The organism is uncultured Oscillibacter sp., assembly GCF_910587525.1.
Taxonomy (GTDB): Bacteria; Bacillota; Clostridia; order Oscillospirales; family Oscillospiraceae; genus Oscillibacter.
Window position 1 is genome coordinate 1 of the sequence record NZ_CAJULS010000056.1, and the last position, 14,004, is coordinate 14,004.

Here is a 14,004-nt window from a genome sequence, read left to right on the forward strand (position 1 = left end):
TACTGTTCTGTTCCCTATTCCCAATTATATCATCCTTTTTTCCTTATGTGAACACCACCTAACACCCCTATCCAGTTGATGCCAGCATTTTATCGAAAAAGGTATATTTTCTAAAAAAATCCCTGAAATGACCATTTTACTCTCTGGTCATTTCAGGGATTACCGATGAATTCATCACTATACAAAGTACAGCCGATCATTCAAGTTTCCACGCCTGACTTTCCGCCGGATGCGAGATATTGATACAATATCCCATCAGACAATTCTAAATCCCTGGCAGATAAGGCCACATTCACAAATTTCTGGTTCTCCTTTGTGAGAACAATCTCTTCTACGCGATCCGAATTGACCTCTTCCAGCAGTGCCTGGAATTCCAACACTCCCTCCAAAAACACATTGGCATTTTTTTCTCCAGCGGCAGAGAGCACTTCGTTTCGATAAAAATCCATCTGCTCATTCCAAACCGCCTCGTAAGAGGCCCTTTGCAGCAAACACTCACGGGAACATTCAAATATTCCGACGAAATCCCCGGCCGGCAGATAGTAGTTCTCCAGCAGCGCCGCACAGGAAGGATAACTGCCAGATTTGCGGATTTTCTCCACATATTCCAGCATTTTCATGTTGTACAGTCCGCTGGTATCCGACACGGCAGCGGCCACATATTCCACCTCATAGGGCGCGGGATCGAAAACATCCCGCTTAGCATAGCTGTCCAGGGCAGACATCAGCTCCTCCATGCTTGTGGCCCGCAGCATGGAGGATTCCCACTGAACCCGCTGCCGAAGCGCCATCAAGCCGCCGAAAGCCGCCAGATAGACCAAAAACACCGCGCATACCGCCATACTGCTCAGCTTCGCCACTCCTATCCGCAGGGGTTCGCCGTAAAGCGCCACCGGCAGGAGAAGCAACACAAAAGCAACACATTGATAGGCCTGCAAAGAGAAGTTAATCTCCATAAGGCTGTGGCTGTTCACCATTACCCAGCAGGCGGCAAACAGCGCGGCCAGAGCATCCTGCTCTTTTCTCAGACGCTTAATCAATAACCAGAGGCATCCCCCCAGAAATGTCAAAAGGGAGACCGTCCCCAGAAGCCCCTGGTCAGCCATGGTTTGCAGAAGATAGTTATGAACATAACGGGAGGTATAATAGAAAGGCTGAACCGCCGGATAGAGATTATCCGTACTCCCCAATCCATACCCGCACAGCGGCTTCTGACAAAAAATCTTCCAGGCATCTTTTATATACTGCACACGGAGCAGGAAGCTGTTTCCGGAAAACAGCCCCTGGTGCAGCCGGGCGGCAATCCCCTCCGGCAGCAGCTTATAACGCAGGGGCAGTTCTGTCCCGTCAGAAATAACCGCGGAGCGAAGAACACCGTTTCCCTCTTCGCCGTCAAAGCGGAAGAACACCCGCTCCGCATCCTCCGGAACAGTAAAAGTCACATCCTCCGGCGCTCCTCTGTACAATCTTTGCCGGGTATTCATCAGTGCCTCCGCCTCAGACTGGCTATATACATATACCTGACTGAGACCGTCTCCGTCGACTGACAATGAATAAGTCCCCGGTTCCAGGACCGCGGACCGCACCAACGCCCTCCCGCTAAAGGTAAAGGGTCCCGTCACCGTAAGGGCCGCCGCACAAAAGACAGCTATTATCGCGGCAACGCCTCCGCACAGCACCGCAATTCCCTTTTCATGTCCGGCTAAGCGCGAAAGCAGCCGGTCTCCCGCCGCCCAATCCAGCAGGAAAATCACTCCGCCGGAGCCCAACACCAGCAAATTCGGCAGCACCGCCCCAGGCGCAACCATCGGCATAACGGGGACCGCCGCCAGCAGGCACACCCCCGCGGCAGCCACCATCAGCAAAAAGAGCCGCAGCCGCCGGCCTTTTCCCACTGCGGCAAGCCATACCACCAGCGACAGCCCAAAGCACAAAATCGCGCCGCGGCTGACGGAGAGCAGAACCCCCACCGCCGACGCGCTTACCAGCACACAGGCCAGGAGCCGCTCCCACCACTTCTCTCCGGTCTGCGCCAGATACAGGGATATCATGGTCCCCAGAGCCAGAATACTGGCGGAGACATTGGCGTCGTTATAAATGCCGTTGACACGGCCCGCTATGTCTCGAATTTCGCCGACATAGGCCGTCCCAGACTCAAAAAGATCCATAATACTGAGAAAGGCCTCATACAGCGGCCCCCCGCAGGCTGAACTGGTACAGAGCAGACTCACCACCGCGCAAACCCCCGCAATGCCCCACAGCACCCCCCGGACATGCCTCTTTTCCAGACGGAAAAGCACCAGAGCCGCCACCGCAAAGGCCGCCAATCCCCCCCGGAAATCCCGGACCGCCGAGCTGCCGAAGGGCGAATAGACAGCGGCCGCGCCATACAGCGCCATAAAAGCCAAAAAGGCGATCACGGAGACACAGAACCGCTCCCCGGCCAGCCGCCAGGGCGTGCGTCCAACACACAGCGCCAGGGCAATGAAGGCAAACCATACGGAGGCCTGTTCCGTCCACAGGTGCATGGCAAAAAACAGAAATATGGAAAAGAGGACAACTGTCAGCATGTCCCAGCGGGGACCGGACAGCGCCGCGGCAGATCTTTTTCGTTTCAAGGCAAGCTCCTCCTGCAATTGATGTTATGATTATATATCAACTTGCGGCGCTTTTCAAGCCCCCGGAAAACGGCGCGCCGGAATTCTCTTATGTTACGCCTGCGCACAAATTTTATTATATTTCGTACCGCCGCGGGCACGCCGGCGTACAACTTTTCCCACCGCGGCCCCCTTCATGAAGCCACTTTCATTTAAGGAGGACGCGCCATGACACAGACACCCAACTACAAGCTGACCCAATGGGCCAAAACCGACCGTATCCAGATGGAGCCCTTTAATCAGGACAACGCCAAAATTGACGCCGCCCTGAAAGCCCACGACACCGCCATTGCCGCCAAGGCCGCCCAGTCTGCCCTGACCAAAGAGACTTCCGCCCGGACCAAGGCCATTTCCGCCCTGAATACCGCCATAGCAAAGCTGGGAAACTGCCAGCTCTACACCACCACCTACGTGGGAACCGGCACGCTGAGCGCGGAGCAGCCCAAGGTGCTCACCTTTCCCAAAGCACCCAAGCTGGTCTATGTGGCCGCGCCCCGGACCTACCATCTCATCGCCGCGCCCGGCGTGACATACTACGAAGGGGGGACCGTATATGAACGGTACGACATCGCCTGGTCCGGAAAGACAATGTCCTGGTCCGGCGGGCGCACGGCGGCCGAGGGAATGAACGCCCAGGGCGTCACCTACCAGGTCGTGGCCCTGCTGGACGCGGGAACGTAAAAAAGAGACCCCAGGCCGAAGCCTGGGGTCTTCTTTGTGTCACTCAAACACGAAGGGGGAAGGGGTTACTTATTTCTGAGCAACCATGCTGGTGAAGCCCTCGCAGCTCAGGCGGTAAGTGCGGCTCACGGTATACCGACCCATCCAGGGGCTGGTATAGACGTTAGTGTAACCACCAACAACACCAGAACCACCGACCTGAGTCCAGCGGTCGATCTCGGCCCACCGGCCGCTCTCGGTCAGCTGCTCCAGGACAACCGTGTAGGTAGTGCCGCTCGCAGCGTTGGTCAGCTCATAGGTGATAATGCCGTTGCTATTGTCCCAGCCGTAAGCGGTCAGGGTCCGGGCGTCAATGCCGGTCAGACGGCCGCCAGGAGTCTGAGTACCACGACGGACCTCGTTGTAGCTAGTGATGACAACCCAGGCGGCGGTGCCGTTGCTGTTCAGAGCAGCCACGATCTCGCCCTCAAACTCGCCGGTGCTGGGATTCATAGCCACGTTGTTGACAGCGCCCTTGACGGTGCTGTACTCGGTGGTCTCCCAATCGCCGTTCTCCCACTGGATGAGGACAGCCTTGGCGTCAGAGGCCAGAGCCAGGCCCTCATCGTGCTGGTCGTTGGTGGTGTACAGGGTATGGCCCACCAGCTTCAGCTGATTGGGAGCGGAGTCATAGTGGTTGTTCGTGCTGGCGTCCATCTTCCAGGTCTTGCCGACGCCGACCATGTAGGCGTTCACGCCGCCGACACGGTAAGCCTTGGCATCGCTGGTGGCGATGGAATCAGTAGCGAGATAAGAGCCGGGGGCGTAGGTATCCACCTTAGTGGTGATACTGGTGGCGCCGCCGAAGCCGTCATCGCCAGGGGTCTGGTTCTTATCGCCGAAGTAGCTGTAGATGTCCTTTTCCTCAACGGAACGGATGCTGGTGACATACTCGTCAGCATCAAAGCGCAGCTCAACCAGGCCGTCTCTGGCGTTCCAGTTACCGAGGCTGGGAGTGATGGTGCCGCCGCTGCGGGCGACGAAATCGCCGATGGCCTCATGGGTGTCGTCAGACTCAGCGCGCAGGGTGTTCAGAGAAGCGCGGCTGGTGTCCTTCACAGTCAGGGTCTGCACGGTGCCATTCAGGATGGCATCGAACTCCCAGTAATAGTTGCCGTTCTCAAGGCGCTCGCTCTTGGGGCCGCTGGTGACATAGGCAATGGTGCCGGTGCCGCCGTCGCCCTCGCCGTCGATAACCGCGCCAACGATGTAGTTGTCGCTGTTATAGACGATGTAGACCTGAGCCTCTTCCAGGGGAGAGGTGTACTCGATCTCGATCTCGGAGTTCTGCACGCCGGTGTACATGCCGGTGACCTCGGTGATAGCCAGAGCCTTCTGGCCCACGGGACGGTTCGTGGTGGTATCAACCTCGTCGGTGTCAACGGTCAGGAACACGGAGTCATCGTTGCCGTACACACGCTCGCTGCTGGTAACACCATAAGCGGCCGGATTGCTGTACAGACCAGTGGGGCCAGAGGGCGGGCCTGCCGTCCAACCAAGATCCTTGTAAGGCTCATCGGTTTTTCTCAGGACGTTGTCGTCAACGTACAGGTTGTCGGTCTTGATGGTCGTCTCAGCGGTGTACTTGTGGACAACCATGCGGGTGGCGGGCTTCAGGGTGTACACGCCGTCGGCATTGGTGGTGTAAGTGAACCAGCGGTTCAGCGCATACATGCCGTCGTCGCTGGCGCTCACCTGCAGATCGGAATCCCATTTCAGGAAGTACTCGGGGTGCTTACCGGTGTCAATGCCGCCATAAAGGGGGTTGACATCCTCAATGTTGTCATTGGTGGCGCTCACGTTGACCTTGATGGTCTTCATGGTGCCGTCCAGGAAGATACCGGCAGCGTCGGCGGTCTTGATGGACAGGTTGCTGGTGGGACGGTCGAAGCCAGTGATGAACACATAGTTCTTGGTGCCCTCGAACAGGTCAACGCCGATGAAGTAGCCGTACTCGTCCAGGTACACATTGTACTTGGAGTCGGTCAGCAGGTTCTCCTCGTAGTCGCCCAGGACAGCAGTGTCATAATAGGCGTTCTCGTTGTCCTTGTACTCGGTGCCGCCAACGGTCAGCTTGGTGACATTGCCACCCTGGCCGCTGCTGCTGGCAGAGAACTTGGTAACAGTGCTCTCATCCAGGATCTCGGGGGTAACCAGCTCCACGATGTTGCCATCAGCGGCGCGGGTGCCGGGATTGTGCTTATAGGTGATCTTGGCCAGATACCAGTCGTCTTCCTGCACATCCACGACGCCGGCGAAATCGTCAACGTCAACAGTCTTGCTGAAGGTGACGCCGTGATACTTGCTGTGGACGTCGAAGGAGGCGTCCTCGCGCTTCTCGTTGTAATCGCCGGTGGCCTGAACCAGCCAGGTGCTGATGGAGGTCACGGTGATCTCCTCGTGATCCTTATCCAGGAAGACCTGGGTCAGGACGCCGTTGCCGGTGATGCCCACGTCCTTCTGGTTGGCGCGGTTCACGTCGTCAGCAACAACGATGTTGTCGCCGCCGTTGGCAAAGGACTGGGGATTGGAAGCGGTGGGGTTGCTGGTGCCGGGAACCAGACCGTTGGCATAGTAGGTCAGATCGTTGTCCCGCAGATTGGTGCTGCCCAGCAGGTCATACAGGTCGCGGCCGGTCACACCAGAGGTGTAGTCCTCGCCGATCTGCAGAGACCAATCAACGTAAGTGCCGATCTCTTCCTTGTCATACAGCCAGGTGTAGCCGGGGCGCTCGAAATCGTCGCGGCCGCGGCGCTTCTCCAGCTTGCGGAAATACTCCTCCGCGAACTGCATGATGTTATCCTCGCGGATGTTGTTGATCCGGCTCTGCTGAGACTGCCACTCACGGCTCTGAGCGCCGCCAGAGGACAGGGTAACCTCGGTGCCGTTGATGTTGGTGGTCAGCCGCTGACCATACTCCACCAGGTCGGCCTGCAGGGTGTTGAAGGCATACAGGCAGGCCTCTTCGCGGGTCACAGCCTTGAGGCCGTTGAACTCCTCAACCAGGCCGTCGTCCAGGCCGATGCCGAGAGCCTGCTTGGCCACGTTGATGGACCAGTTGGCCCCAACGTAGTTCTCCAGGGTGGCGTCATAGCCCAGGGCGCCCAGCAGCATCTTCATAAATGCATAGCCGGTCAGGGTGTTGCCGGGCCGGAAAGCGCCGTCAGCGTAACCGCTGATGATGCCGCGGCTCTGGCAGTAGGCGATGTAGCCGGCGAACTCGCTGTTGGCGGGCACGTCCCGGTAGGGAGCGGTATCCGCGTGCAGCTCGGCGGCGGTGGTGGGACCCAGGATCAGGTTGCAGATGATCTTCGCAGCAGCCTGACGGGTCAGGGTGTTGGCGGGCTTGAACTCGCTGTCGGCATAGCCGTCGACGATACCCACCTCGGACACCACGGCAACGGCTTCATCATAGGTGATCTTGTCGTTGTCCGCGAAGTCCTTGGCGCCGGCGGAAACGGTCACGAGAGACATGACCATAACCAGGGCCAGCACCATAGAAAGGAACTTCTTCATGGTGGATCTTCCTCCTTTTTTATTTACCGTTCGTCCCCGGAGGGGGCGGCCGGCATTGAAGTTCTTGAACGCCCTCGGAGGATCTCCCTTCACACGGTATACATACCGCGGCTAGCCTGAGCTGTATCTATACCGGGCTGCCGGGGGGTCTCCCTCGTTCGTTCAGTTTGCATGATAACAGACGAAAACCCAAAATGCAATAGATTTTATTCGCTTGTAATGTAACTGTAACATTACTGGAAAAGGTGGTATTTTCAATTCCAGCCCTTGGAATTCCCGCTTTTTTGTTCAAAAAAATCAGATATGATATGTTTACTTCCGCAGTCCGGCCACATCTCTCCCGTTTTCCAATCATAGCACGGCGGGCCGGAAGAATCGATGGATATATACTATATATAATAGAATTGTAACATATCGGAGCGGTGCGCAAAGCCGGCCGGGTCTCCATGAGACCCGGCCGGCGGAAACAGTTGCGCCGCGCTGTCAAGTATGTTACAATTACACCGCAAATCAGAAAACCATATTGAGGCAACAGGAGTGTGAAAGCAGGTGGGAGCTGTTTGAAAACGGTTTTGATGACATTTTTTATGGCGATGCTGCCGGTGGTGGAGCTGCGGGGAGCCATCCCCTTCGGCGTAGCCGCCGGACTGCATCCTCTGACGGCTATGGGCGCGGCTGTGCTGGGCAATCTGTTTCCCGTGCCCCTTATTCTGCTTCTGCTCCGGTACGCCTTTCGCTGGCTCCGCCGCTTCCCCCGGCTGGGCGCACTGATTGACCGTCTGGAGCGCCGGGCGCATCTGAAAGGCCGCAAGGTGCGCAAATACCGAACCCTGGGTCTGATCCTGCTGGTGGCGGTTCCCCTGCCGGGCACCGGCGCCTGGACCGGGGCTCTGGTCGCAGACGTGCTGGACATCCGGATGCGGACGGCGCTGCCGGCCATCGTCCTTGGCGTAGTGGCCGCCGGCGCGTTTGTAACAGCGATGACCTGCGGTGTGGCGGGAATGCTGGGATAGCGTTTTGATATAACCGGGCAGACGCGCTTCTGCCCGGTTTTTCCTCCCCCTGCGCCGGAAGAGCGCCGCTGCCGCCACAAGGCGCGCCCCATGAATGTAAATACTCATTCCGCCCCCTGCAATTCCAGAACCTCCACCGCCTCCTGCCCGGCAGCGGTGAGGGCCGCGCTGCCGCGGAGGGGATACTCCCCATAGGCGGCGTAGTCGAAATTCCTCAGGGGCAGATCGTAGTCCAGGCTCACCAGCCCCTTCAATTGCAGCCACGACAGGGCCTCGCTGTACTCCGCCGGGGTGTAGTCCGCCTCCTCCAGGCAGACCGGCGTCTCGCCGTCGTACCGGCGGGCCACCGGCAAAAAGGCCACCTCTCCCAGCCGCAGCAGCAGCGCTGCCTCCGGCGGCGTCAGCACGATCTCCCGGCGGCAGCCGCCTCCGCATCCGCCGCATTTTTCGCAATTTGATGTTCCGCAGCCCAAATTCACTCCTCCTCCATATGTATTCCAGCTTGCTCCGCCGGGCGTTTTTTATTCCGAATTATATCACACGGCCCAGTCTGCCGCAAGCAGCGGAAATTCCTCTTGAAAAACATGGTTCCATCGGGTATGATGGAGAAAAATTTCAAGGAGGGCGCCGCATGCGGATCAGACAGGAGTGCGAAGCAGATTATCCGGAGATCTGCCGGCTGGTTAAAGACGCCTTTGCCGGCGCCGAGCACGCCGACGGCAGCGAACAGGATCTGGTGGAGGCCCTGCGGAAGGGAGCGGCCTATCTGCCGGAGCTGGCCCTTGTGGCGGAGGTAAACGGTATCCTGGCCGGCCACATTATGCTGACCCGGGCGGCTGTGGGCGGCGACCCCGTTCTGGCGCTGGCCCCTCTCTCTGTAAGGCCGGAGTTTCAGCGGCAGGGGGTGGGCGCCGCCCTGATGGAGGAGGCCCACAGGCGGGCCGCAGCCTTGGGAGCCGCCTATATCCTGGTTTTGGGAAGCGAACACTATTATCCCCGGGCGGGCTACCGCCCGGCGGAAGAGTTCGGCGTCACTGTCCCGGAGGGGATTCCCTCCGCCAATTTCATGGTGCTAAAGCTCCGGGAGGACGCGGAGCCGCTCAATGGCGCGGTGAACTACGCGCCGGAGTTCGGATTGTGATTTGACAGACGCCCCCAGCCGTGGTAATCTCTCTTTATCCGAACCTTGACCCCAGACAACAAAAGGAGTGTGACCCCCCCTATGGTCTCAGAAACCATGTACGCCCTTGGCTCCAAGCGGTCCTGCATCCGGGAGCTCTTTGAATACGGCCTGAAACAGGCAAAAATCGTGGGTAAGGAAAACGTCTACGACTTCTCCATCGGCAATCCCTCCATCCCCTCCCCTCCGGAGGTGAATGAGGCCTTCATCTCCATCGTTCGGGACCGGGACAGCCTGTCCGTTCACGGCTATACCACCGCCGGAGGCAGCGACGAGGCCCGCGCCGCCGTGGCGGCGGACCTGAACGCCCGCTATGACGCCCACATCAAGCCCCAGAACCTCTTTTTCACCTGCGGCGCGGCTCCGGCGCTGATTGCCGCCATCCGGGCCCTGGCCGTTGAGGGGGCTGAGATCATGGCCATCGCCCCCTACTTCGCCGAGTACCGCCCCTTTGTGGAGGCCAACGGCCCCAAATTTGTGGTGGTGCCCGCCGACCGGGACGCTTTCCAGATCCGCTTTGACGAGCTGGAAGCCCGCATCACCTCCCATACCCAGGGTATCATCGTCAACTCCCCCTGCAACCCCTCCGGCGTGGTCTACACCCGGGAGACGCTGGAGCGCCTGGGGGAGATTCTTACCCGCAAGTCTCAGGAGTACGGCCACCCCATCTACATCCTGGCGGACGAGCCCTACAGGGAGCTGAGCTACGACGGCGCGGAGCCGCCCTTCATCCCCAACATCTACCCCAACACCATTGTCTGCTACTCTTACTCCAAGTCCCTCTCTCTTCCGGGGGAGCGCATCGGCTACGTCTGCGTCCCGGACCGGGCGGAGGACAGTCCGCGGGTCTACGCCGCCGTGGCCGGAGCGGCCCGGGTGCTGGGCCATGTCTGCGCCCCCTCCCTCCAGCAGCTGGTGGTGGCAAAATGCGCCGCGGTGCGTCCAGACCTCAACGCCTACGACCGCAACCGAACTGCCCTCTACGAGGCCCTGACGGAATACGGCTATCACTGCGCCAAACCCACGGGGGCCTTCTACATGTTCGTCCAGGCCCCTGGTGGGGACGCCCAGGCCTTCTCCGACCGGGCCAAGGAGAAAAATCTGCTGGTGGTCCCCGGCGGCGACTTCGGCTGCCCGGACTACTTCCGGGTCAGCACCTGTGTGGACTACGACATGATCCAGCGGAGCCTGCCGGTGTTCAGGGAGCTGATTGAGACCGCGTGACACACCGGCGGTCCCCCAATCACAGCGGACAATTGGGAGGCGGGCCGCCGAGGACGGCGGCCTCGTGTCCGTAATTTTGCAAACCGCTATTAAAGCGCGGGAGATGGTCTGCCATCTCCCGCGCTTTTCTGCGGCGGGACCGCTTCCCATCAGTCCCGACCGCCCCGTTATTTACAGTGATGGCACCCGCCGCAGCTGCCGCAGTCGCCATTGCAGTGCCCGCCCGCCTTGTGGGACTTCCACAGAGAGCGGACCGCAAGTCCCACAACAACTGCCAGCGCCAGTAGTGCGACGCCGTTGCCTATCAGTGCGTTCATCACAGCCTCCTTAGGACCGCATGGCGGCTACAGAGGTCAGGCGGTAACCATCGCTCTCCCCCCGATAGCCCTTGCGGAACAGCAGATAGAGGATACCCGCCAGCAGAACCACCGCCGCAGCGGTGCCTAGGCCGAGGCTGGCCTCGCCGGTAAACAGGCCGCCGATTTGGAACACGATCAGGGAGATCACATAGGCGAAGCCGCACATATAGCCGATGGCTCCGCAGGTCCATTTGGCATTGTTCATCTCCCGCTTGATGGCGCCCATGGCGGCAAAGCAGGGAGCACAGAGGAGGTTAAAAATCATGAAGCTGTAAGCGGACATCACGCCGAATTCTGCGCCAATGGCGGCATAGATATCGGAGGCGTCCTCCAGCAAGTCCGCCTCACCGGCGTAGTGGTAGGCCACACCGAAGAAGTTGACGACCTCTTCCTTGGCAATCAGGCCGGTGAAGGTGGCGGTGGTAGCTTTCCAGGCCATGTCACCCACCCAGCCCAGAGGTGCGAAGATGATGGCGATGGCGCCGCCGATGGAGGCCAGCAGGGAGTCGTTGTTGTCCTCCACAGCCTGGAATACGCCGTCCACAACGCCATAGCCCTGGAGGAGCCAGAGGACAATGGAGCTCAGCAGAATAATGGTACCGGCCCGCTTGATGAAGCTCCAGCCACGCTCCCAGGTAGCCCGCAGGACGTTGCTCATAGATGGGGCGTGATAGGCGGGCAGCTCCATGACAAAGGGGGCAGGCTCGCCTGCAAAGGCTTTGAATTTCTTCAGCATGATGCCGGAGATCACCACGGCGGCGATGCCGATAAAAAATGCAGACACAGCAACCAGCGCGGACCCGCCGAACACCGCGCCGGCGAAGAGGCCGATAATAGGCATCTTGGCCCCGCAGGGGATGAAGCCGGTGGTCATGATGGTCATCTTCCGGTCCCGGTCCTGCTCAATGGTCCGGGAGGCCATGATGCCGGGGACGCCGCAGCCCGTGGCCACCAGCATGGGGATAAAGCTCTTGCCGGAGAGGCCGAAGCGGCGGAAGATCCGGTCCATGATGAAGGCGACACGGGCCATGTAGCCCACATCCTCCAAAACGGCCAGCAGGAAGAACAGCACCAGCATCTGGGGCACAAAGCCCAGCACCGCGCCCACGCCGGCCACAATGCCGTCTTGGATCAATCCGTAGAGCCAGCCGTCCCCGGCCACATGCAGCGCACCCAGGATGGTGTCAAACAGGCCGGGAACCCACTCGCCAAACAGTACGTCGTTGGCCCAGTCGGTACCCATAGTGCCGATGGAGATGGCCCAGCCCCCCATGGCAATGGCGTAAATGCAGAACATGACCACCGCGAAGATGGGCAAAGCCAGAATACGGTTGGTGACGATCTGGTCAATCTTGTCGGAGGCCGAGAGGCTGTGCCTGGCGGCCCTTTTCTTCACCGCCCTGGTGACCACGGAGTTGATGTACGCATAGCGCTGGTTGGTGATGATGGATTCCGCATCATCGTCCAGTTCGGTTTCGCAGTCCACAATGTGCTGTTCCAGGTGGGCTCTCAGTTCGCCGTTTAGGGCCAGCTCCTCCAGAACCTTTTCGTCCCGTTCAAAGATCTTGATGGCGTACCAGCGGAGATACCGCTCATCCACCAGGCCGGAAATGGACTCCTCAATATGGGCAATGGCGTGTTCCACGCTGCCGGTGAACACATGGGGCAGCTCGCGGGTTCTCACAGCCTGAGCGGCCTGGACGGCGGCCTCTGCGGCCTCCTGGCTGCCCACCTTTTTCAGGGCGCTCATCTCCACCACGGTGCAGCCCAGCGCCTGGCTCAGCTTCTGAAGGTCGATCTCGTCGCCGTTTTTTCGCACCAGGTCGATCATGTTCACCGCCACAGTCACCGGCAGCCCCAGCTCAATGAGCTGGGTGGTGAGGTACAGGTTCCGCTCGATATTGGTGCCGTCCACAATGTTCAAAATGGCGTTGGGCTTCTCATTTACCAGATATCCCCGGGCGACCACCTCTTCCAGGGTGTAGGGGGACAGGGAGTAAATGCCGGGCAAGTCCTGAATAACCACGTCCCTGTGGCCCTTGAGCTTGCCCTCTTTTTTTTCTACAGTCACGCCAGGCCAGTTGCCCACGTATTGGCTGGATCCGGTCAGATCGTTGAACAACGTAGTCTTGCCGCAGTTCGGATTGCCGGCCAGCGCAATTTTGATATCCATTTCACATTCTCCTCTCAAAGTTATTCTAAACTAACTGCGCCCCGAAAAACCAGCGCCCGTGGGCGCAAAGAAAAGGCCATGAAAAGGCCATGAAAAGGCTGTGGTTTTCCGGTTGATTTGCCGAAGACAAATGAAAGATTTTCCATGATTCCGGCCGCCGAGCGGCAGGCCTCCAAATGGCAGCGCCGTTTAAAAACCGAGATATCAGACCGGCTGTCTGGGAAGACCGCAGGCCTTTTTGACGGTCCGCCGGAACAAAGCCCCCTCAGGAAACCTCAATCATAGAGGCGTCCCCTTTGCGGACACTGAGCTCGTATCCCCGGACATTCAGCTCCATGGGATCCCCCAAAGGGGCTACCTTCCGTATGTGGAGCTCTACGCCCTTGGTAATTCCCATATCCATGATCCGGCGCTTCACCGGACCCTCGCCGTGGAGCTTCACCACAGTGACGGTCTCACCCACCCTGGCGTCTTTTAATGTTTTCATGCTGCTTTCCTCCTGTCCTCATATCATAATGCGGTTTGCCATGGTGCGGTCCAACGCCACACGGCTGTCCTTCACCTGTAAGATTAGATTTCCGGCGATCTCGCTGACCACCGTCACAGCACAGTCCGTCACAAACCCCAGTTCTGCCAGGTACTGGCGGATCTCGTCCTTCCCGGTGATTTTCCGAATGGTCACAGTCTCGCCTGGCTTTACCATTGACAATGGCACCATAAACACGCTCCCTCCATGTAATTAGTTAAAACTAACCGCTGTCGGAAAAATAAGGGTTAGCTAAATCTAACCCTGTTTTCGTGGAAAGTTTAACACAAAAGTCCTGCATTTGTCAAGAGGCAGAAATCTGGTTTTTGGATTTTGGTTTGTTGTAACAAACTCATGGGCGAAAAATCTGTCCCGCAGGCCTCCGATTTGGAGAACTGCACAGATTCTGGCCGGATCTGGATGGCGCTGCTCACAGGCCGGACGGCTCCGTCCTTTCTTCAATAGATCAGCGGAGCGCCGGAAATCCGGCGCTCCGCTGTTTTCTGGAAAATCAATAGCACTTGCGGTAGATAGCCTCTTCGGCCTCCAGGTCGAAAGGATAATAGGCGTTTGTCATCAGGCGCTGCTGGAGATCGGAAGAGCGTCGTGTAGGGAAAGAGTGTAGATCTCGGTGGT

11 protein-coding genes are annotated in these 14,004 nt (G+C 58.7%); 4 read left to right on the top strand and 7 right to left on the bottom strand.

The genetic code is table 11. The features are described from left to right. Positions 1 to 200: 200 nt before the first annotated feature. Positions 201 to 2,618, bottom strand: a complete 2,418-nt coding sequence (locus tag QZ326_RS06710; protein ID WP_295742956.1) for an O-antigen ligase — start codon at positions 2,616 to 2,618, stop codon at positions 201 to 203. 207 nt (positions 2,619 to 2,825) lie between these two features. Here QZ326_RS06710 and QZ326_RS06715 point away from each other — a divergent pair, with 207 nt between their 5' ends. Beyond that, complete coding sequence (locus QZ326_RS06715) at positions 2,826 to 3,338, top strand: hypothetical protein (protein WP_295742959.1); 513 nt, start codon at positions 2,826 to 2,828, stop codon at positions 3,336 to 3,338. Positions 3,339 to 3,407: 69 nt separating this feature from the next. Here the strand turns inward: QZ326_RS06715 and QZ326_RS06720 are convergent, their stop codons facing one another. Then, entirely contained in the window at positions 3,408 to 6,893 is a 3,486-nt protein-coding gene (locus QZ326_RS06720) for an S-layer homology domain-containing protein (RefSeq protein ID WP_295742962.1), read from the bottom strand. 560 nt (positions 6,894 to 7,453) lie between these two features. Here QZ326_RS06720 and QZ326_RS06725 point away from each other — a divergent pair. Continuing rightward, the gene (locus QZ326_RS06725) at positions 7,454 to 7,906 is read left to right on the top strand and encodes a small multi-drug export protein (protein ID WP_295742965.1); all 453 of its coding nucleotides are present in this window, start codon (positions 7,454 to 7,456) and stop codon (positions 7,904 to 7,906) included. 104 nt (positions 7,907 to 8,010) lie between these two features. Here QZ326_RS06725 and QZ326_RS06730 read toward each other — a convergent pair whose 3' ends face one another. Then, the gene (locus QZ326_RS06730) at positions 8,011 to 8,379 is read right to left on the bottom strand and encodes a hypothetical protein (protein WP_295742968.1); all 369 of its coding nucleotides are present in this window, start codon (positions 8,377 to 8,379) and stop codon (positions 8,011 to 8,013) included. 158 nt (positions 8,380 to 8,537) lie between these two features. Between QZ326_RS06730 and QZ326_RS06735 the strand changes: the two genes are divergently transcribed. Continuing rightward, positions 8,538 to 9,047, top strand: a complete 510-nt coding sequence (locus QZ326_RS06735) for a GNAT family N-acetyltransferase (RefSeq protein ID WP_295742969.1) — start codon at positions 8,538 to 8,540, stop codon at positions 9,045 to 9,047. Between the two features lie 81 nt (positions 9,048 to 9,128). Beyond that, complete coding sequence (locus tag QZ326_RS06740) at positions 9,129 to 10,310, top strand: pyridoxal phosphate-dependent aminotransferase (RefSeq protein ID WP_295742971.1); 1,182 nt, start codon at positions 9,129 to 9,131, stop codon at positions 10,308 to 10,310. Between the two features lie 167 nt (positions 10,311 to 10,477). On the opposite strand, the gene QZ326_RS06745 is transcribed toward QZ326_RS06740, so the two are convergent. The 4 genes from QZ326_RS06745 to QZ326_RS06760 all read right to left on the bottom strand — a co-directional run bounded on the left by QZ326_RS06745 (position 10,478) and on the right by QZ326_RS06760 (position 13,560). Further along, entirely contained in the window at positions 10,478 to 10,627 is a 150-nt protein-coding gene (locus QZ326_RS06745; protein WP_295742974.1) for a FeoB-associated Cys-rich membrane protein, read from the bottom strand. 10 nt (positions 10,628 to 10,637) lie between these two features. Next, complete coding sequence (gene feoB / locus QZ326_RS06750; RefSeq protein ID WP_295742977.1) at positions 10,638 to 12,842, bottom strand: ferrous iron transport protein B; 2,205 nt, start codon at positions 12,840 to 12,842, stop codon at positions 10,638 to 10,640. Positions 12,843 to 13,107: 265 nt separating this feature from the next. Continuing rightward, positions 13,108 to 13,329: a ferrous iron transport protein A gene (locus QZ326_RS06755; RefSeq protein WP_295742979.1), complete on the bottom strand. Its 222-nt coding sequence runs from the start codon at positions 13,327 to 13,329 to the stop codon at positions 13,108 to 13,110. Positions 13,330 to 13,347: 18 nt separating this feature from the next. Continuing rightward, a complete protein-coding gene (locus tag QZ326_RS06760; protein WP_295742982.1) occupies positions 13,348 to 13,560 on the bottom strand; it encodes a FeoA family protein in 213 nt (70 codons plus the stop codon). Positions 13,561 to 14,004 lie beyond the last annotated feature (444 nt).

Bases quoted from the DNA above. Each gene is read 5' to 3' on its own strand.
- QZ326_RS06745 (WP_295742974.1), bottom strand. From the start codon at position 10,627: ATGAACGCACTGATAGGCAACGGCGTCGCACTACTGGCGCTGGCAGTT.
- QZ326_RS06740 (WP_295742971.1), top strand. From the start codon at position 9,129: ATGGTCTCAGAAACCATGTACGCCCTTGGCTCCAAGCGGTCCTGCATC.
- QZ326_RS06715 (WP_295742959.1), top strand. From the start codon at position 2,826: ATGACACAGACACCCAACTACAAGCTGACCCAATGGGCCAAAACCGAC.
- QZ326_RS06755 (WP_295742979.1), bottom strand. From the start codon at position 13,329: ATGAAAACATTAAAAGACGCCAGGGTGGGTGAGACCGTCACTGTGGTG.
- QZ326_RS06760 (WP_295742982.1), bottom strand. From the start codon at position 13,560: ATGGTGCCATTGTCAATGGTAAAGCCAGGCGAGACTGTGACCATTCGG.
- feoB (WP_295742977.1), bottom strand. From the start codon at position 12,842: ATGGATATCAAAATTGCGCTGGCCGGCAATCCGAACTGCGGCAAGACT.
- QZ326_RS06720 (WP_295742962.1), bottom strand. From the start codon at position 6,893: ATGAAGAAGTTCCTTTCTATGGTGCTGGCCCTGGTTATGGTCATGTCT.
- QZ326_RS06735 (WP_295742969.1), top strand. From the start codon at position 8,538: ATGCGGATCAGACAGGAGTGCGAAGCAGATTATCCGGAGATCTGCCGG.